The organism is Embleya sp. L77, from assembly GCF_055557415.1.
In genome coordinates, this window is the sequence record NZ_CM145710.1 from 2133811 (window position 1) to 2152077 (window position 18267).

Annotated in this window: 17 protein-coding genes and 1 pseudogene; 9 read left to right on the forward strand and 9 right to left on the reverse strand. The window is 70.7% G+C overall.

Going from position 1 to position 18267, the window contains the following annotated elements; genetic code table 11:
* Window positions 1-93: 93 nt before the first annotated feature.
* Window positions 94-666 (forward strand): MarR family winged helix-turn-helix transcriptional regulator, encoded by a 573-nt coding sequence (locus ACZOOI_RS39170; protein ID WP_465281575.1) that lies wholly within the window; start codon window positions 94-96, stop codon window positions 664-666.
* Between the two features lie 432 nt (window positions 667-1098).
* On the opposite strand, the gene ACZOOI_RS39175 is transcribed toward ACZOOI_RS39170, so the two are convergent.
* From ACZOOI_RS39175 to ACZOOI_RS39185, 3 genes are read right to left on the reverse strand one after another with little or no spacing between them, the layout of a single operon-like run.
* Window positions 1099-1455, reverse strand: coding sequence for a DUF6247 family protein (locus tag ACZOOI_RS39175; protein ID WP_465281576.1), 357 nt, complete (start codon window positions 1453-1455; stop codon window positions 1099-1101).
* Window positions 1452-1880, reverse strand: a complete 429-nt coding sequence (locus tag ACZOOI_RS39180) for a hypothetical protein (RefSeq protein WP_465281577.1) — start codon at window positions 1878-1880, stop codon at window positions 1452-1454. Before ACZOOI_RS39180 ends, ACZOOI_RS39175 begins: the two co-directional genes overlap by 4 nt.
* 8 nt (window positions 1881-1888) lie before the next feature.
* Complete coding sequence (locus ACZOOI_RS39185; RefSeq protein WP_465281578.1) at window positions 1889-2686, reverse strand: gamma-glutamyl-gamma-aminobutyrate hydrolase family protein; 798 nt, start codon at window positions 2684-2686, stop codon at window positions 1889-1891.
* Between the two features lie 515 nt (window positions 2687-3201).
* On the opposite strand from ACZOOI_RS39185, the gene ACZOOI_RS39190 reads away from it, so the two are divergent.
* The 6 genes and pseudogenes from ACZOOI_RS39190 to ACZOOI_RS39215 all read left to right on the forward strand — a co-directional run bounded on the left by ACZOOI_RS39190 (window position 3202) and on the right by ACZOOI_RS39215 (window position 7853).
* Window positions 3202-4662: an aldehyde dehydrogenase gene (locus ACZOOI_RS39190; protein ID WP_465281579.1), complete on the forward strand. Its 1461-nt coding sequence runs from the start codon at window positions 3202-3204 to the stop codon at window positions 4660-4662.
* Window positions 4663-4664: 2 nt separating this feature from the next.
* Window positions 4665-5582 carry a DODA-type extradiol aromatic ring-opening family dioxygenase gene (locus tag ACZOOI_RS39195; RefSeq protein ID WP_465281580.1) on the forward strand — a complete coding sequence of 306 codons (918 nt, stop codon included), beginning with the start codon at window positions 4665-4667 and terminating at the stop codon, window positions 5580-5582.
* Window positions 5579-6433 carry a fumarylacetoacetate hydrolase family protein gene (locus ACZOOI_RS39200; protein WP_465281581.1) on the forward strand — a complete coding sequence of 285 codons (855 nt, stop codon included), beginning with the start codon at window positions 5579-5581 and terminating at the stop codon, window positions 6431-6433. The genes ACZOOI_RS39195 and ACZOOI_RS39200 overlap by 4 nt, the downstream gene beginning before the upstream one ends.
* A 66-nt stretch (window positions 6434-6499) precedes the next feature.
* On the forward strand, window positions 6500-6688 hold the full coding sequence (locus ACZOOI_RS39205) for a ferredoxin (protein ID WP_465281582.1): 189 nt from the start codon (window positions 6500-6502) through the stop codon (window positions 6686-6688).
* A gap of 3 nt (window positions 6689-6691) precedes the next feature.
* Window positions 6692-7291 (forward strand): annotated as a pseudogene (locus tag ACZOOI_RS39210) (NAD(P)/FAD-dependent oxidoreductase); the annotation flags it as partial.
* 67 nt (window positions 7292-7358) lie between these two features.
* Window positions 7359-7853 carry an oxidoreductase C-terminal domain-containing protein gene (locus ACZOOI_RS39215; RefSeq protein WP_465281583.1) on the forward strand — a complete coding sequence of 165 codons (495 nt, stop codon included), beginning with the start codon at window positions 7359-7361 and terminating at the stop codon, window positions 7851-7853.
* A 145-nt stretch (window positions 7854-7998) separates the two neighbouring features.
* Here ACZOOI_RS39215 and ACZOOI_RS39220 read toward each other — a convergent pair whose 3' ends face one another.
* The 6 genes from ACZOOI_RS39220 to ACZOOI_RS39245 form a co-directional block, all read right to left on the reverse strand.
* On the reverse strand, window positions 7999-9249 hold the full coding sequence (locus tag ACZOOI_RS39220; RefSeq protein WP_465281584.1) for an MFS transporter: 1251 nt from the start codon (window positions 9247-9249) through the stop codon (window positions 7999-8001).
* Window positions 9250-9259: 10 nt separating this feature from the next.
* The gene (locus ACZOOI_RS39225) at window positions 9260-9916 is read right to left on the reverse strand and encodes a GNAT family N-acetyltransferase (RefSeq protein ID WP_465281585.1); all 657 of its coding nucleotides are present in this window, start codon (window positions 9914-9916) and stop codon (window positions 9260-9262) included.
* Window positions 9917-11140, reverse strand: a complete 1224-nt coding sequence (locus ACZOOI_RS39230) for a type III PLP-dependent enzyme (RefSeq protein WP_465281586.1) — start codon at window positions 11138-11140, stop codon at window positions 9917-9919.
* 36 nt (window positions 11141-11176) lie between these two features.
* On the reverse strand, window positions 11177-12490 hold the full coding sequence (locus tag ACZOOI_RS39235) for a DUF6271 family protein (RefSeq protein ID WP_465281587.1): 1314 nt from the start codon (window positions 12488-12490) through the stop codon (window positions 11177-11179).
* Window positions 12472-13539 carry a phytanoyl-CoA dioxygenase family protein gene (locus ACZOOI_RS39240; RefSeq protein ID WP_465281588.1) on the reverse strand — a complete coding sequence of 356 codons (1068 nt, stop codon included), beginning with the start codon at window positions 13537-13539 and terminating at the stop codon, window positions 12472-12474. Before ACZOOI_RS39240 ends, ACZOOI_RS39235 begins: the two co-directional genes overlap by 19 nt.
* Window positions 13540-14698: 1159 nt before the next feature.
* The gene (locus ACZOOI_RS39245) at window positions 14699-15391 is read right to left on the reverse strand and encodes a type 1 glutamine amidotransferase (RefSeq protein WP_465281589.1); all 693 of its coding nucleotides are present in this window, start codon (window positions 15389-15391) and stop codon (window positions 14699-14701) included.
* Window positions 15392-15711: 320 nt separating this feature from the next.
* Here ACZOOI_RS39245 and ACZOOI_RS39250 point away from each other — a divergent pair, with 320 nt between their 5' ends.
* Together ACZOOI_RS39250 and ACZOOI_RS39255 are read left to right on the forward strand one after the other, a co-directional pair.
* Window positions 15712-17430, forward strand: a complete 1719-nt coding sequence (locus tag ACZOOI_RS39250) for an amidohydrolase (RefSeq protein WP_465281590.1) — start codon at window positions 15712-15714, stop codon at window positions 17428-17430.
* A gap of 600 nt (window positions 17431-18030) precedes the next feature.
* A complete protein-coding gene (locus ACZOOI_RS39255) occupies window positions 18031-18243 on the forward strand; it encodes a hypothetical protein (protein ID WP_465281591.1) in 213 nt (70 codons plus the stop codon).
* The last annotated feature ends 24 nt before the right edge of the window (window positions 18244-18267 follow it).

Sequence of the window (18267 nt, forward strand, 5' to 3'; positions counted from 1 at the left end):
GATGCAAACAGGTCGCCACAAGGACTAGATTCCGGGGTGCGGAAGGCGTATCGGGGCACCACCCGGACGCGGACGACGAGGAAGGCGGAGCACGTGGTCGGCAAGCGGTCCATCACCGAAACGGAGAAGGCCGTCCAGGCACGACTGGGCGACATCCCGCTGCGGCGCGAGCAGATGGCCGCGGTGTCGAACATCTACCGCGCCGCCGCCGCGGTACGCCAGCACCTGGAGAACTCGGTGTTGCGCGACGCCGAACTCACCTGGACCGCGTTCACCGTGCTGTGGGAGGTGTGGATCTGGGGCGAGAGCGAGACCCGGCACGTCGCCGAGGAGGCGGGCATCTCCAAGGGCACGCTCACCGGCGTGGCCCGCACCCTGGAGTCGCGCGGCCTGCTCACCCGCGCCGCACACGCCACCGACGGCCGGCTCGTGTTGCTCTCGCTGACCCCCGCCGGCGAGGCGCTGATGGCCAAGGTCTTCCCGGCGTTCAACGCGGAGGAGGCGTTCGTCACCGACGACCTCACCGCCGACGAGTGCCTCACCCTCGCCGACTCCCTGCGCCGCATCGTCGCCCGACTCGAGGCCAAGGGCGAGGAACGCCGCCAGGACCTGCTCGGCGGTGACACACCGAAGCCGAGGCGCGGGGGGCGCCGGGCGAAGGGATAGGGCGCGGGCGCCTGCCGGCAGAGTCTCGACGTCAGGGCATGGGAACCATGGCCGGCAGGTCGTCCGGACCGAGCGCGCGGCCCGTGGGCGCCGTGGACTGTTCGGCCGTCTGTCGTACGTGTCGGCCGAAGGGGCCGCGAAATTTCGGTGCGGGGGCGACGCCGGGTGGTGGACCGGGACTGACGTCAGCAGGCGGTGACTTGCAGGATGTAGAGGCGTTCGTGTCGCGGCACTACCTGGTATACGAACATGCCATGTGCGACCAGCGCCGTGCCGCCCTGGGGTGAGAGGCCCTCGTAGGCTTCGCCGTGGACGACAGCGCCTCGGCGGCGCACACGAGTTCTGCGGCCTTCTCCTCGACCTGGACGATGAGGACCGGTGGTGCGTCGGCCGTCACATACGGCTCGTTGGGCTCGTACTCCCAGGCCCAGGTCACCCGCCGGCCTCGCGGGCCTCGGCGAGGACGGCGAGAATTTCGTCGAGGGCAGCGCGCCAGTTCGGATCCTCACGTTCGAGGCTTTGGAGGGCATGTTCGGCCGCGTGGCGGCGGGCGAGGAGATCGGGCCGGCGTTCGACCTCCACCTCGCCCGCCCATACGGTCAGCCAAGCTTGAATGGGCCCCAGGCGACCGGCCTGCGCGGCAAGCTGGAAGGCCTCGTTCTTCTGTCGCTCCATCTCGGCCAACCGGTGCGGGGCGACCCTCGCGAGGGCCACCCGCAGGGCATCGGGGGTGCGCTCCGGACGGGGAACCCGCTCGCCGCCGCCGAGGGGCGCTGTGGGTTCGCTCATGCCGCGTCGTCCTTTCGTCCCGCGTCCGGTACGTGACCGGCCGCGGTCAACGTCGTCTGCAGATGCCCGTCGACATATCCGCCGATCAGCAGCTCGCACAGAACGGGCATCGACTTCATCCCCGCCGCCGCCCGGTGCCGGTCGGCGCGCAGCCACACCGGCTCCGACAGCGGGCCCGTTCGGCACCCTGCTCGCCCGGCGCCGTCTCTGGTCGGGCCCAGCGTCCTCCCCGGGGGCGGGGTCACGGTCACGCGACCGTCGGCGTACGCGTCCAACAGGGCCTCGAGCACCGGTGTCAGATCCAGGGCATCTCGACTTGCGCGTTCACGAGCACGCTTCCACAGGCCGACGTCCATCCAGACCAGCCGCTCACGGGCTCCCCGTGCGGCACTCGTCTCGCTCCGGAGATCGGAGTCGTTCGACATGGCATCCCTCATTCCGACGGCACGATCATAGATGTAGCACATCTAGGTGGCAAATCCGACCACGCGCGGCCGTGGCCCCGGCGGGGCGGCGCATCAACCGGTTCGTGGGCCCGGGCGTTCCGGGTTGCCGCCTCGATCAGGGCGGTGAAGAGGGACTGTTGGGTTCGGTCGGTGGCGGCGGTGTCTTCCGGGTGCCACTGGACGACGACGCACCAACCGGGGGCTTCGGTGGGTTCGAGGGCCTCGATGGTGCCGTCGGCGGCGGAGCCGGTGATGCGGAGGCCGGGGGCCACCCGGTCGATGGCCTGGTGGTGGTAGCAGGAGACGTTCAGGTGTTCCGTGCCGGTGGCGTGGGCGATGGTCGAGTCGGGGGTCAGCGTCACCCGGTGGAGCACGTGGCGGTGGTGGACGGGCATGTCCTGGGTGGGGGTGCCGCCCAGGGCGACGTTGACCACCTGGAGGCCGCGGCAGACGGCCAGGGTCGGCAGGCCGACCGCGAGCGCGTGCCGGGCGCAGGCGAGGTCGAAGGCGTCCTGTGTGGCGTCGACGTCGTACACCCGGTCGTGCACGGTGTCCGCGCCGTAGGTGCTCGGCGCCAGGTCGCCGCCGCCGGGCAGCAACAGGCCGTCCGCGCGGGCGAGTCGGGACGCGGCGCCGGCGGGCTCGGCCGGGTGCATCATGAACGGCTCGCCGCCCGCCGCGTACACCGCCTCGGCCAGCGCCCGGGCGGTCACCTCGGCGGCGTAGCGCAGGGCGGACGTGGTGGCCGCGAACCGGCACGGCATGGCGATCAGCGGACGGGTCACTGGGGTCTCCGCGGGGCTCGAAGGGCTCGAAGGGCTCGAAGGGCTCGAAAGGAAGGAGGAGGGCGGGAGGGAGGGAGATGGGCGGGGATGTGGGCGCGGTCGGGTCGGAGTCGGATCCAGGTGGTCTTCGGGTCGGTGTACTTCTCCAGTGCGTGCAGCGACTTGTCCCGTGGCGCGGCGCGATCACGGTGAACGTGTCGCCGTCGCCCGCGTGGTCGGCGCCGTCGATGTGGTGGACGGTCACCGGGCGCAGCCGTGCCGCCCGGTCGAGCCAGTCCCGGTGGGGGAGCTGCGCCATGGTGCCCGCTTTCGCCGGCGAGATTGTTTGGGGACAAACGATACAATGCGAGGTCGGTCGGCGGGAATGCCGCCGGGGTCCTGTCGGGGTCTCGCTGTAATTCCGCCGGGGTGCCAGTCGGGCCCGTCGGATCCTCGGGCGAAGCCCGTGTGCCCCTTGACCGCCTCGATCGCAGCCGGCTAGATTGTTTGGGGTCAAACGACTTGGAGGCTTTTCCATGACCGAGGTCACCGTTGCGGGCGTCACCGTCGACACCCGGCACTGGATCGGTGGCGAGCGCGTCGGGTCCGCGGACACCTTCACCGACGTCTCGCCCATCGACGGCACCACCCTCGGCGAGATCGCCCGGGCCGGCCGTGTCGAGGCGGACGCGGCCGTCGCCGCCGCGCGTGCCGCGTTCCCCGCCTGGGCGGCCACGCCGCCCGCCGAGCGGGCCCGCCTCCTGCATGCCATCGCCGACGGAGTCGAGGCCCGGCTCGCCGACCTGGCGATCGTCGAGACCACCGACAACGGCGCGCTGCTGCGCTCGCACCTGCGCGGGGTGATGCCGCGGGTCGCCCACAACTTCCGCTTCTTCGCGGACTGGCTGACCGAACACCTGGGCCACGACGACTTCGACACCCGCGGCCACGGCAACCACGTCTCCTGGGATGCGGCCGGGCCGTGCGTGCTGATCACCCCGTGGAACGCGCCGCTGATGCTGGCCACCTGGAAGGTCGCCCCGGCGCTGGCGGCCGGCAACACGGTCGTGCTCAAGGCCGCCGAGTGGACGCCGCTGACCGCGTCGCTGCTCGCCGACATCACCGCCGAGGCGGGTCTGCCCGCCGGCGTGTTCAACGTGGTGCAGGGCTACGGCGAGGAGGTCGGCGCCGCGCTGACCGCACACTCGGACGTACGCCGGATCAGCTTCACCGGATCGGTGCCCACCGCCCGCCGGATCGGCGCCTCGGCCGCCGCCAACCTGACCCCGGTCAGCTTCGAACTCGGCGGAAAGTCACCGCTGTTGGTCTTCGCCGACGCGGACTTGGACTTGGCCGTCGAACTCGCCGTCGAGCAGTACGACAACGCGGGCCAGGTCTGCCTGGCCGGGACCCGGCTGCTCGTGGACGCCTCGATCGCCGACGAGTTCACCGCCCGCTTCCTGGCCAAGGCACGCACCCTGGTCCAGGGCGACCCGCGCGACGCGGCCACCGACGTGGGGCCCAACATCCACGCCGACCACGTGGAGCGGGTGGACGGCTTCGTCCGCCGCGCCCTCGACGCCGGCGCCAAGGCGCTGCTCGGCGGCGGGCGCAACACCGACCTCGGCGGCCTGTACTACCGACCCACACTGCTCGCCGACGTCGCGCAGGACAGCGAGATCGTCCAGGAGGAGGTCTTCGGCCCGGTCCTGACCCTGCAGACCTTCGGCACCGAGGCCGAGGCGATCGAGCTCGCCAACGACACCCGATTCGGGCTCGCCGGCACACTGGTGACGGGGGATCGGGACCGTGCCCGGCGGGTCGGCGAGCAACTCGTGGCCGGGACGTTGTGGGTCAACTGCTTCTTCGTCCGCGACCTGCGGGCGCCGTTCGGCGGCGCCCGCCACTCCGGCATCGGCCGCGAAGGCGGCACCTGGAGCTTCGACTTCTACTGCGACGTGAAGAACACCGTGACCGCGCCGAACGGATGGCACTGACCATGGGCGAGATCGTCGGCGCGGGCATCCTGGCCCATTCGCCCACCATCATGCTGCCGCGCGAGGTCCGGTACGAACTCAACGAGGGCCGGGAGATCAGCCTGGTTCCGGCCCTGGCCCGGTTGCGCGCCGAGGTGTTCGAGCGGCTCGACTACGACACCGTCGTGGTCTTCGACTCGCACTGGGCGACCACCGTCGAATACGTGATCGCCGCACAGCCGCACCGCCGCGGGCTGTACACCTCGGAGGAACTGCCGCGCGGCATGCGGCAGATCCCCTACGACTTCGCCGGTGATCCGGAACTGGCCCACGCCACGGCCGCCTTCGCCGATCGACACGGCACCTGGATCACCCCGATCGAGGATCCGTACCTGCCGATCCACTACGCCACCGTCAACCTGTGGCACCACCTCGGCGTACCCGGCAAACGCTGGATGGGCATCGGCTGCTGCCAGACCGCGGACGTGGAGGACAACCTGCGGCTGGGCCGCGCGCTCGCCGACGGCATCGCGGCCACCGATCGCAAGGTGTTGCTCGTGGCCTCCGGTGCCTTCTCGCACACCTTCTGGAACCTGCGCGAACTGCGTGCCCACGAGGCATCCGATCCGGTACACGTGCGCACGCCGCAGGCCCGGGCCGCCGACGAACAGCGGATCGCCTGGATGCAACGCGGCGACCATGCGAGTGTGCTCGCCGGCATGCCGGACTTCCTGCGGTACAAACCCGAGGCGCGCTTCGGGCACTACCTGATGATGCTCGGCGCGCTCGGCGAGGAACGCTGCACCGCACCGGGCCGGCTGGTGGGCGACTACGAGAACGCCACCGGCACCGGCCAGGCCCACGTCTGGTTCGACCGACCCGACGGTGGCTGGACCAACCCCGACGCCCGAACCCCCACCAGCCGAGGACACGTCGCATGAGCAGCACCACCGAGTACCGCCGCATCCTGCTCGACGGCACGATCGTCGAAGTCGTGCGCGAGGGAGCCGAGTTGCTCGCCGCCGACGGCAGGCGTACCTCGGTCTCCGAGGCCCGGCACCTGCCGCCGGTCGAGCCCGGCAAGATCATCGCCGTGCATCTCAACCATCGCAGCCGGGTGGACGAGTTCGGCACCACCCTGCCGCCCGCACCGACCTACTTCCACAAGCCGACCTCGTCGCTGAATGCGCACGGCGGCGCGATCGTGCGTCCGGCCGGCTGCAAGTACCTCAACTACGAGGGCGAGATCGCCATCGTGATCGGCCGCACCTGCCGCAACATCGCCCCCGCCGACGCGGGCGCCTTCATCCGCGGCTACACCGTGGCCAACGACTACGGCCTGCACGACTTCCGGGACACCGACGCGGGTTCGATGCTCCGGGTCAAGGGCTCGGACACGCTGTGCCCGCTGGGCCCCGGACTGGTCGAGGGCTGGGACTTCCGCGGCAAGACCCTGCGCACCTACGTCAACGGCTTGGTGGTGCAGGAGGGTTCGACCGACGAGATGGAGTGGGACATGCACTACCTCGTCGCCGACATCGCCCGCACGATCACCCTCGATCCGGGCGACGTGCTGCTCTCGGGCACGCCGGCCGGATCGCGTCCGGTGCAGCCGGGTGACGTGGTCGAGGTCGAGGTGGAGGGCCTGGGCAGACTCGCCAACCACATCGTCGAGGGCCCGACCCCGATCCGCACCGACTGCGGCGCGCAGCCCACCGAGTCCGAAGAGGTGCGCTCCACCGCACTGGGCGGCGACTGGGAGTTGCGCGGCATCCGCGCCCCGCGACGCTGACCGCCGGCGCGCCCGCTCTGCTTTTCGCCCACTCGACCCGCCCATCGATCGGAAAGGACCACCACCGTGAAGGTCGTCGTCGACATGGACCGGTGCCAGGACCACGGGCAGTGCGCTTTCTCCGCACCCGAGGTCTTCCAGGTCAACGCCTCCGGCCGGCTGGAGTTCGTCGCCGACCCGGACGACGCGTTGCGCGACGCGGTCGAGGAGGCCGCCGACGTGTGCCCGCTCCAGGCCATCAGGATCGAGGACTGAACCATGACCGCTCCCCGGGTCGTCGTGGTGTGCGCCTCCCTGGGCGGCCTGCGCGCAGCTGGTTGGGACGGCGGCATCACCGTGATCGGCGACGAGCCGCACATGCCGTACAACCGGCCGCCGCTGTCCAAGGACGCGCTCGCGGCCGGGGTGACGCACGCCGCGGTCGCCTTTCGGCTGCGGGCCGGTTGCGCTGACGTGGACTGGCGGTTGGGCCGACCGGCCGTCGGCGTCGACCTGACCGCCCGTACGGTACGGCTCGCGGGCGGTGAGTCGTTGTCCTATGCGGGCCTCGTGGTGGCCACCGGCCTGCGCCCGCGCCGGCTGACCTGCCCGGGACCGAGCGCGGGACGGCACGTCGTGCGTACCCTGGACGACGCACACCGGCTGCACGCCGCACTCGGGCCGGGCCGCCGGGTGGTGGTCGTGGGGGCCGGCTTCATCGGTTGCGAAGTGGCCGCGACCGCACGCTCGCTCGGGGCCGAGGTGACGGTGGTGGCGCCCGAGCCGGAGCCGATGTACCGCCCGCTCGGCACCGACCTGGGCGCGGCGCTGCGCCGACGGCATCTCGCCCGCGGCGTGCGCTTCGAACTCGGGCACACCGTACGGCACTTGACCGGTGGTCGGCAGGTCACCGGGGTGGTCCTGGACGACGGCCGGAACTGCCGGCGTGGTCGAGGCGATCGGCGCGATCCCGAACACCGAATGGCCGGCGGGCAACGGCCTCGATCTCGCCGACGGTGTGCGCTGCGATGCCCTCCTGCGGGTCGAGTCGCGCCCGGACGTGGTCGCCGTCGGCGACGTGGCCCGGTTCGCCAATCCGCGCTACGACGACGTACCGCGCCGGGTCGAGCACTGGAGCATCCCCACCGACAGCGCCAAACACGCGGCCCGCACGCTCGCCGCGTACCTGGCCGGGAGCGCGGACCGCGCGTGGACCCCGTTCGCACCGCTGCCCACGTTCTGGTCGGACCAGTACGACGAACGCCTCCAGTCGTACGGCGCACCCGGGTTGGGCGGCGCGGACATCCGCCTCCTGGAGGGCGATTGGGACGCGGACTGCGCGGTCGGCTACCACCGCGCCGGCGCACTGGTCGGCGTGGTGGCGCTGGGCGGACGGGCGATCACCCTGGCCGCGAAGTACCGCCGGGAACTGGTCGCGTGACCGGGCAGTACGGTCGGTAGCGGTCGCGTGACCGCGGGACGGCGCCGGCAGCGGGCCGTGTGCGCGAAGTACCGGCGGTAGCAGTGCGACTGATCGCGAAGCCACCGCCGGGAGCCGGTCGTCCGACCGCTCCCGGCGGCGGATTTCAGGCGCCGGTGAGCGGCTCGATCTCCGTGCCCGGCTCGGGTCGCACGCGCGGTTCGACCGCGGTGCCCGACTTGCCCTCCTCCGGGCCGGTCCAGCGGATCTGCGTGGCGCACACCGACACCAGCATCGCCGAGGCGGCCACCGCGCCCATGCCCCACACCAGGCTGCTGCCGCTCGCGATGAAGCCGATCAGCGCCGGCCCGGCGAGCAGGCCGGTCGTGCCCATGGCGGCCACCAGGGCCAGCGCGTCCGAGCCCGCGCGGGCCGCCGCCACGTACACGCACGGCGTCACCGCGGCGACGCCCAACCCGACGCACGCGAAGCCGATCAGCGCCGGCACCACACCACCCACCAGCAGCGCGACCGCCAGCCCGGCGCCGGCCAGCGCGCTGCCGACCCGCACGATCCGCCCGTCGCCCCAACGGCTGCGCCACCCGTCGGCGAACACCCGGGCCAGCACCATCATCACCGAGACGACCGCGATGCCCAGCGGCGCCACCTCCGACGCCGCGTGCGCGACGTCCTTCATGTACAGCGCCGACCAGTCGTTCATCGCGCCCTCGGTCACCGTGCCGAACGCCATCGCACAGCCCATCCAGATGGTGATCCGGGACGGCAGCGTCAATCCCCGCCGCTCCGACCGCGGCGACTCCTCGGCCTCGGTGGATTCGGCCGCCGCTCGATCGTCGGTCAGCAGTCCGGGTCGGGCGTAGGCCAGGAGCAGCAACAGCAGCACGGCGGCGACCGCGAAGTGCGCGGCCAGGTTCGAGGTCAGTGCGTTCATCCCGGACGCGAGCAGTGCGGCGCACAACGAACCGGCGCTGAACGTCGCGTGCAGTTGCGACATCGCGGTGCGCCGGTATTCGACTTCGAGCGCGGCGCCCTGCGCGTTCATCGCCACGTTGAGACAGCCGACGGCGACCCCGTCGCAGCAGATGATCACCAGCGCGACCGGATAGTTCGGCGCGGCGGCAAGCGCGAGCAGCAGCAGGCCCAGCGCCAGGGCGGAGGACAGCGCCAACAGGCGCGAGCCCAGCCGCTTGGTCAACGCCGCGACGAGCGGAAAGGAGGCCGCCGCGCCGGCGCCGCAGGCCATCAGCAACAGGCCGACCTCGGCTTCGCTCAGGTCGAGTTCCGCCTTGATCGCGGGCAACCGCGATGCCCAGGTGGCGTATTGCAGCCCGAGAAAACAGAACAGTGCTGCGATCGCCACCTGTGCTCGGCGGAAGTCATCGCGAACGCGAAACATGTGAATCGGCCTACTTCGTCTTCCGGGGATGATCCGCGGACGGGACCATCGGCTGGCTTCGCCTTCTCGCATCGCGGTCCTCGTGCACCGCATCGGACATGCACGCCGGATCGGACGCGTACGTCGGAGCGGACGCGTACGCCGGATCGGACGTGAACGCCGCCCCGGACGTGGACAGCGCTTTGGACATGTACACCGCGCCCGCGCCGTAACCGGGCGCGAGCGCCACCTCGGGGACGGCGTCGAAGGCGTTCGCCGACCAGAAACCCTCGCTGCCGCCGACCGCGATCAGCGAGATGCGTTGGTACTTCTTCGCCCGGGCCGTCGCGGTCAGCCGGTGCAGGAGTTCGCGGGCCAGGCCGTTGCCCCGCACGTGCTCGGCGACGACGAGGTCGTGCAGATGCAGATTGCGCGAGTGGTGGACCACATCCTCCGCGCGGGACAGGTCCGGATAGCGGAACATCGGGTAGGGCAGGGCCAGTACGTAGCCCGCCGGTCGTTGCTCGAAGTCCAGCACGAAGCACGTGCCGGGCGAGGAACGGGCCCGGGACTCCAGTGCGTGCCGCTCCTCGGACAGCGCGCCGGCGGAGTAGGTGGCCGCCTCCAGCGCGACGATGGCGTCCCAGTCGCCTTCGGCGATGTGCCGGATGCGCACGTCGTGTCCCATCTACACCAACCCTTCCGGGAGTACGTCGACGGCGGAGGAGGGATCCGGGTACCGCGCTTGGTCGCCGGCGTCGTGGTCGCCGCCGACGCAGGTGTACGGAAGCGGAGCGAAGCCGTTGAATCCCCGGGTCGTGTAGCTGGTGACGTAGGCGCCGCAGGAGACGATCCAGACCGGGTCCCCCGAGGCGACCGCCCTCGGCACCGGCACGAGTTCCTCCTCGTGCGGGTAGGCGTCGTCGCTGTCGCAGGTCGGGCCGGCGACGACGGCCGGTACGCACTCCGCGCCCTCATGGGTGGGAAAGACCAGCCGATACTGCAATTCGTCCATCTCGTACAGGCCGTTGAACTTGCCGCAGCTCAGGTACAGCCAGAACTGGCGTTCACCGTCCAGCTGTTCCCGGGCGGACAAGCGGGAGACCCGGGCCCGGATCGCGCCGTTGTCGGCGACGAACCAGCGACCCGGTTCCATCAGGAAGTGCAAGGGCGATGCGGACACTTCGCGGAGCCGTTGGATGCCCTCGCGGATCACCACGAAGATCTTGTCCAGCGGCGGGTCCAGCGGCCGCCCACGCCGGTCCAGGTAGCCCAGGGCGGGCAGCCCGCCGCCGAGGTTGATCTGGTCCGGGGCGATGCCGCGCCGATTCAGGCCCGCGAGGACGTCCGCCAGCCTGTCGAAGGCGTCCTGCCAGGCCTCGGCGGTCATCTGTTGCGAGCCGACGTGGACCGACAGACCCGACGGGGTCAGACCCAGGGCCCGGGCCTGCTCCAGGACGAGGATCGCGTCCGGACCCGAGCAGCCGAATTTGCGGCTCAGGCCCCACAGGGCCCCGTCGCCGCTGGTGGCCAGCCGGCAGAAGACCCGGGCACCGGGGGCGTGCACGGCGACGGCCCGCACGTCCTCGACGCTGTCGGTGGCGAAGTCCCGGATCCCGAGCCGGTATGCGTCCCGGATGTTCCGGTCCGACTTGATGGTGTTGCCGTAGTGGATGCGGTCGATCGGTACGCCGGTGGCGATCGCCTGCTCGATCTCGTGCGGACTGGCCGCGTCGAAGCCGGCGCCCTTGCGGGCCAGGCAGGAGAGCACCTCGTCGACGGGGCAGGCCTTCATCGCGAATCTGACCGAGATGTCGGGCAACTCCGCGAGCAGCGAGTCGTATCGCTCCTCGATGCCGGCGAGATCGAAGACGATGCGGTCCTCGGTGGAGGCCGCCAGGGCAGCGCGCATGCGTGCGTTTACGTGCATGATTGGGTCCGGGTCCCACTATCGGTGCGGTTCGTGGACGCTCGTGGCCTTGCTCGCGTGGATCAGTGCCGCCCACGCCTCGATCAGCAGCGCGAAGTCTTCGATGTCCGCCTGGGCCTCGTCGAGCAGGCGTGGGCCGCGGGCCGCCAGCGTGTCGGCGAACGCGGCGTATCGCCCGCCCAGGCTGCGGTAGGAGCGGTCGAGGCTGCGCAGGCGGTGTACGTTCTCGGCGCGATCCGACCGGGCGGCGGCCCGGGCGAGTTCGGCGACGGCCGCGGGCCGAAGGCGCTGTTCGGCATCGAGCAGCGCGGCGCCGGCCGTCGCCATCTCGGCGTAGACGGCATTGAAGTAGAGCATCGACAGGAAGAACTTGGTCAGCCGCAACTGATAGGCGACGAAGCCCGAATCGGTGCGTCGTTCCTCGGTGTAGAAGTTCACGATGTTGCGGTTGTGCAGTACACCCGGCAACTCGGCGTCGTGCACCAGGTGCATGAGGAAGTAGTCGCTGCCGATGGTGTCGGTCGCCGGCGGCAGCGGCACCCGCTCGTACACCTCGTGCCGGAAGGAGATATTGCACATGTCCAGCCGCATCGGGTCGACGATGGTCAGCGTCGAGTGATCCTGTACGAAGGGGTCGGTGCCGGCGCCGGTGAAGGACTCCTCGACCAGCCGCCGCTTTCGTTCCGGCGACCACTCGGGCGGTGCCCACAGGCTGACGATGTCGAAATAGGCTTTCGGGTCCAGTCGTTGGATCTCGCCGATGTCCACCGACAACTCCCCGACGAACGAACTGCCCGCCAGAACCACGGGTTTGTGCGCGTGGGCCGGATCCAGCACGGTTTCGCTCACGCCGGACGCCGCGTCGCGGGCGCGCTTGCCGAGCGATGTCAGCTCGTGGTGGATGGGGAAGACCGGTTGCCCGTTCAGCGTCTGATAGTTGCTGTCCGAATCCCGGCGGTGGACCGAGGCGCACCCGAGTGCGGCGGCGATCAGGAAGGCACGATTGGTGCAGGCGCCGTAGGAGACCGCGGCGGGCAACATCAGGTCGAGGAACAGGTCCGGCCTGTCGACGCCGGATCGGTCGACCACCCGGCGCAGGAAGTTCCGTTGTGCGGCCTCGTCGAGATGGTGCACGATCACGTTCGGCGTCGCGGGCGCCGCGTCGACGGCCTTGGCGTGGATCGCGAACGCGGACTCCTCACAGGAGTCGAGGATCAGCAGATGCACCTCGACGTCGAAGTGCGCCGCCGCGTAGGCGGCCTCCTCGCCGATGGCGGATATCGTGGCGGCGCAGGCTCGGTTCGTGGGCAGGGTCAGGCAGATTTTGTGCATGCCGGCTCTCCGGTGAACTGGTCGGTGTCGTGCCCGCTCCAGGATTCGAGCCCCAGGAGTTTCCTGCCGAGGTCGTTCAGCGTGGCGGTGCCGTACCTGAGCGATTCGTGCTTCGTGGCGTCGCCGACGAGCGTCTTGTTCCAGTCCGGTGTGCGCAGGTGACGCCAGGACTCGATCCGGGATCGACGTTGCTCGTGGTGGGATTCCAAGGCGGGCATCATGGACAGGTACTGCACCGCGCGGACACCGTTCGCGGAGGTGTTGCGGGCCACCCCGTGGGCGAGCATCCCGTTCCAGATCAACAGGTCGCCGGCTTCGAGTTCCGGTCGGATCACCGGGAATTCGTTGCGGTCGGTGGCGGGTCGGATCGGATCACGATCCGCTGGTTGGCCGGCCTTCCACTCGCCGAACCGGCGGAACAGCTCGGGCGAGCACTGGAATCCGCCATGGCCCGGCCGGGTCGCGTCGAGCGCGATGATGCCCTGGACCCGTTGCGGCGGCACGTCCAGAGTGGTGTCGACGTCCCAGTGCAGTTCGATGTCGAATCCCTTGTCCGTGGGCGCGATGTGCGCACGATCGCGGTCCCGGATGTTGGGCGGGTTCAGGTTGAGGCGGTCCAGGGTCACCCACAACTCTTCGCAGTCCCACACGTCGACGAACGCGTCGTAGACGCGCCGGGTCTGGCGGCTGTCCCAGATGAGCTGATGGTGGTAGGCCTCGACGAACCCGTAGATGTGCAGTTCCCGGTCCAGATCGGAGCGGAACTGCCGATCGTCGCGGTACCAACTCTCCGGCCGGGACGGGTCGAGCCCTTGGAAGTCCCATGCGAACTCCAACAGGCGGGCCGCCGCGGCCGCCGGGATGGCCTCCTTGACCACGACATAACCGTAGGTCTGCCAGAAGTCGAAGTCCTCCTCGGACAACACCCGCAGCGGCCGGGACTTCTTGAGGTCACACAGCGGAGTCGGGGCCAGGTACGTCTCGCCGTCCGCGCTGAAGTAGGGGATGTCGGAGGCTGCTCGATACGGATAGGGGTCGGGCGTCGGCATGTGATCACTCCAAGGCGCGAGATTTTTCCGTGGCTGAGCGCACATCGACCGCACTCTCGGCGGTTGATCGATCGGATGTCGGAATGTCGAACGTCGGATAGCGGGTGTCAGGGCGCCGCGGCCGGCACCGGGACCGGCCTCGACCCGGCCGCCGTCGCCGTCCGGGATCGCCGGCCCGCCGGGCGGCCGCGCCGGATCCGTGCCGTGGCATGGTGAAGCAGCCCTTCGGCAAGGGCGGTTCGCGCACATCGGAAGGACGTGACCGAGGGCCGCGATTCCGGCCGGCAAAAGTCGTGTCGCGGACCCGCCGGGATCCGCCGGACAGGGCTGGGGCAGCCGCGGTGCGGCCCTCGCCGGTGACCGTCCCACCGGCCCGCCGGCGGGCGCCGATCGGCAGATGGGTGAGCGGTGCGTGGTCCCTCGCCGCGCCGGGTCCCCCGGACCCACGGTGCGGTGTTGTGAAGAGCTGAACGGGCCTTATGCCAAGCGGACTTGGTAAGAGAGCGCACTGCCGCCCCCGGCCGGTCGCGCTGCGGAGGTCGTGGTTCTCCGCGATGACAGAGCCGGGATTCCTACCTCCTTGTACTCGGTGCCCGTACGGGTGGTGAAACGCCCGTGGCGGACGAGCGGTGCCGGCCGGCCGGCCGGTCCGCTTGGTCGGCAGACAGACATGCCGGGCACACCTCTCCGACCCCGTTCCACTAGGTTGGTCTAGACCAACTTTCAGTGTCAACCCCCGCGTTGATCCTTTTTGCAGCCGTCCGTTGACGCGTGGTGACGGATGCGCTTCTCGCGTCCAGGCGCGCGTGGAGTCGATGCGAAGGGCGGGATGATAGACCAACGTCGGTTATGCAGAAGGGAGTTCGTTCTCAAGTTTGGATGAACGCGATAAGCGGCCGGCGTGCTGCCGCCGACCGGCGGGTGGCGGCGATCGCGGCTGCGGGCGGCCTGCCGGGTCGCCTGCTTCGACGTGCCCGATCGCGTCGGGCCGGCACCCGCGGGCGGCTCTGCGCCGGTGCCCGACGATGCCGCGACACGCCGAGACCTACGCACAGGATCAAAAAGAACTCAAAAGATCTGCCGCTACACAAGGTCGTCGCCTGCGTGCCGGGAGTGCTCAAGCGTGCGACGCGTTTCGGCCGCCGGTGTCGGAGGCGGCTCAGAGCTTGGCCACGTCCGCCAGGAATGCGTCCACCAGCGCGTCGGCCCGCTCTCGGGCGCCCGGCTCCATCCGCCGCAACGCCGCGACGTCAAGGCCGAGTTCTCGGGCCTGGGCGGCGCCGCCGCCGGCCAGCCAGGCGGCCACGATCCCCGGGGTGACCTCGGGATGGAACTGCACGCCGAGCGAGCGCCCCACGACGTACGCCTGCGGACCGGCCGTGGACCGGGCGATCTCCCGCCCGCCCGGCGGGACGGTGAAGCGGTCGAAGTGCCACTGGTACCAGGGGCCGGGCGAGATCAGGGTCGGCTCGTCCGACTCGATCGGGTGCCACCCCAGCTCGAACCTCGGTGCCCGCTCGACGCGTCCGCCCAGCGCCGCGGCCAGCGCCTGCGCACCGAAGCAGATCCCCAGGACGGGGACGTCCGCCCGGACCGCCTCGGCCAGCAGCGCGAGTTCGTCGCCGATCCAGGTACCGATCGTCGCGGTGTCGTAGACCGACCACGGCGCACCCAGCGACACGACGAGGTCGAAGTCGGTGGGGCGCGGGAAGTCGACCCGCACGTCGGGGGAGCGGAAACGCTGCTCGGGCACGACCGTCACCTCGTGCGGCACGAAGCCGCGTTCGGCCAGCCGCGCACCCACGTATCCGGCGTGCGAGTGGTGGTCGTGGCGAATGATCAGGGCGCGCACCGAAGCCTCCGAGACTGATTTGATCCCAAACGATAAGGGTCGTCGGCGCGGACCACAAGGTCGGGTCGCCAGTTGCGAGGCGCCGGGGATGCCGGGGGGTCGGGCCCGGGGTGCGGGGCCGTGCGGCCCAGGGGTCCAGGTGCTCGGGAATGCGGGGGTGGCTTGCGAGATCGCGCGGCTCGCGCTCGCCGGTCTCCCCGGCCGAGGTCGAACAATCGCGCCGGGGTCTTGTGGCGGCCGGGGTCGATCCATATCGTTTGGCCTCAAATTATATCGGGTGTCGACTCCCCGGTGTGTCGTCGCTACGCAAGGAGACCCGGATGCCGGTCTGCGCCGATCTCGTCCTGATCAACGGCCGCGTACTCACCGTGGACGCCGCGTTCACCGTGGCCGAGGCGCTCGCGGTGCGCGCCGGCCGGATCGTCGCGGTCGGCTCGGATGCCGAGATTCGGCCGCTGATCGGCCCCGAGACCGAGGTGGTCGACCTGGCCGGCCGCACCGCGCTGCCCGGCATCAACGACTCGCACCTGCACGCGTGCGCCTTCGGCGCGACCCGCCCGCCGCTCGCCGTAGACGTGTCGCACCCCGCCGTCGGCTCGATCGCCGACATCGCCACCGCCGTGGCCCGGCACGCCGAGACGCTGCCGCCGGACGCCTGGGTGATCGGCAACGGCTGGGACATCGGCTACCTGGCGGAGTGCCGGTCGCCGGCGCCGACCGAGGCCGGCGCCCGCCTGCCGCACCGCCGGGACCTGGACGCGGTGGTCGAGGATCGACCGGTCCTGCTCTACGAGTTCAGCGGCCACACCGCATGGTTGAACAGCCACGCCCTCCGGGTCGCCGGGATCGACCGGAACACGGTCGCCCCGCCCGGCGGCATCATCGAGGTAGACGCCGCCGGCGAGCCGACCGGCCTGCTTCGCGAGGGCGCGCAGAACCTGGTCAACGCGGCCGTACCGCCGATGACCCGGGCCGACCGGGAACGGGCCGTGCGCGCGGCCGTGGCCATCTGCCACGCCGAGGGCATCACCAGCTTCACCGAACCGGGCCTGGGCCCCGGCGGCGGCTCGCTGTTCCTCGGCGCGGCCGGCGCGGACACCCTGGCGGTCTACGCGGACCTGGCCCGCTCCGGGGAACTCGCGGCCCGGGTGAGCGTGTTGCTGCTCCCGCTGGCCATGGGCGAGACCGCCGACGTGCTGCCCGAGCGTCTGGCGGCGCCGCTCCCGGACGGGATCGCCGACCTGGACCCCCGACTGCTGCGGATCCTGGGCGTCAAGGTCTTCGCGGACGGGATACCGCCGAGTCGCACCGCGTGGATGCGCGAGGAGTACGTCGGCGGCGGCAACGGCTGCCTGTGCATGCACGGCGACTCGGATGCCCTGCGCGTGGACGAACTGCGCACCATCGTCCGACACGCACACGCCGCCGGGCACCAGATCGGCGTGCACGTCACCGGCGACCGGGCGATCGACGCGTTGGTCGAGGCGTTCGAGGAGGCCGCCGCGGCGTGCCCGCGCCGGGACGAGCGGCACTACGTCATCCACGGCGACTTCTGCACGCCGCGCAGCCTGCGCACGCTCGCCGCACACGGTTGGGGGGTGAACATGAACCCGGCGATCAAGTGGACCATCGCCGACCTGATGGACGGCGTGGTCGGCCCGGAACGCTCCGCCTACCAGTGGCCGGTGCGCAGCGCCGTGGAAGCCGGCATCGCGGTCACCGCGAGTTCGGACGCGCCGATCACGCACCCCGATTGGCGGCGCGGGGTGTCCGCGATGATGTTGCGCGAATCCAAGGCCACCGGCCGGGCCAGCGGCCCCGAGCAGTGCGTGGACCTGGCCACGGCGGTGCGCGCGTACACGATCAACGCCGCGCGCCAGGACTTCGCCGAGGACTGGAAGGGCTCGCTGGAGGTGGGCAAGGTGGCCGACGTCTGCGTCCTGGACGGCGACCTGACCACCGCCGACCCGCACGAGATCGCCGACCTCGCGGTCGCGCTGACCATCTTCGACGGCCGGATCGTGTACGCGGCCCGATAGCGCAGCCCACCGGGCCGCGAGGACCGCCGCCGGGCCCAACCGCCTTCCCGCGGCGGCCGGGTCGCCGCCAGGTGCGGACGGCGGGCCTTCGCGCGACCGGGAGCGGGTTTCGGAGTATGCCGGTGCGTCCGTGCCCCCGTTGCCTGACGCACCATCAGCTATTCGTTCGAAACTCGTGCATCCCCCATCGATTTTCGAGTCGCCGATCCGCCGGGAAGACCGTTGCAAGATCTTCGAAAATTTCTTTTCCCGGCCCGCCCGGAACCCCGACGACCGGAATCCATCGAAACCCGGTCGAGCACGCTCCGAGTTGAACTGTTTTGTGCGAATTCTTTCCTTCGGGTCGGCTGAAGCGGTGAAAACCGGACGGCCATCAAAATCAAAAACGAATGATTCGGAGCCGTGAATCGGGAGTCGTTTGTTCTCCGCCCGAAACCGTCGTACGCTCCCTTCAAGAGGTCATCCTAAAGCTCCGAACGGCTAATTGATCATTCTCCTGTTCGGTCCCTCGTCACCGTCGCCTGTCTTTCGGCGCTTGGCCGCATTCGTTGCGGTGTACCGCCCACCGGGAAAAGCGCGATGGCGAGGAGGAATGTCCCTATGAGTACGGCCGGGACCGGGCCCCAGGACCCGAATGAGGAGCGGTGGCGGGCGATGCATGCCTTCACGGCTGTCGAGTTCGCCGCCGGTACGTGCGAGCGGGCTGTAGCGACGGACCACTTCGGTGCGCCCGCCGACATCGGTTGGGCGGCCGGCCTCGTGGTCGTGATCGTCGCGATCGTGTACGCCCTGCGCGCGACGCCGCACGACTGACCGACGCCGCACGACCGACAACAG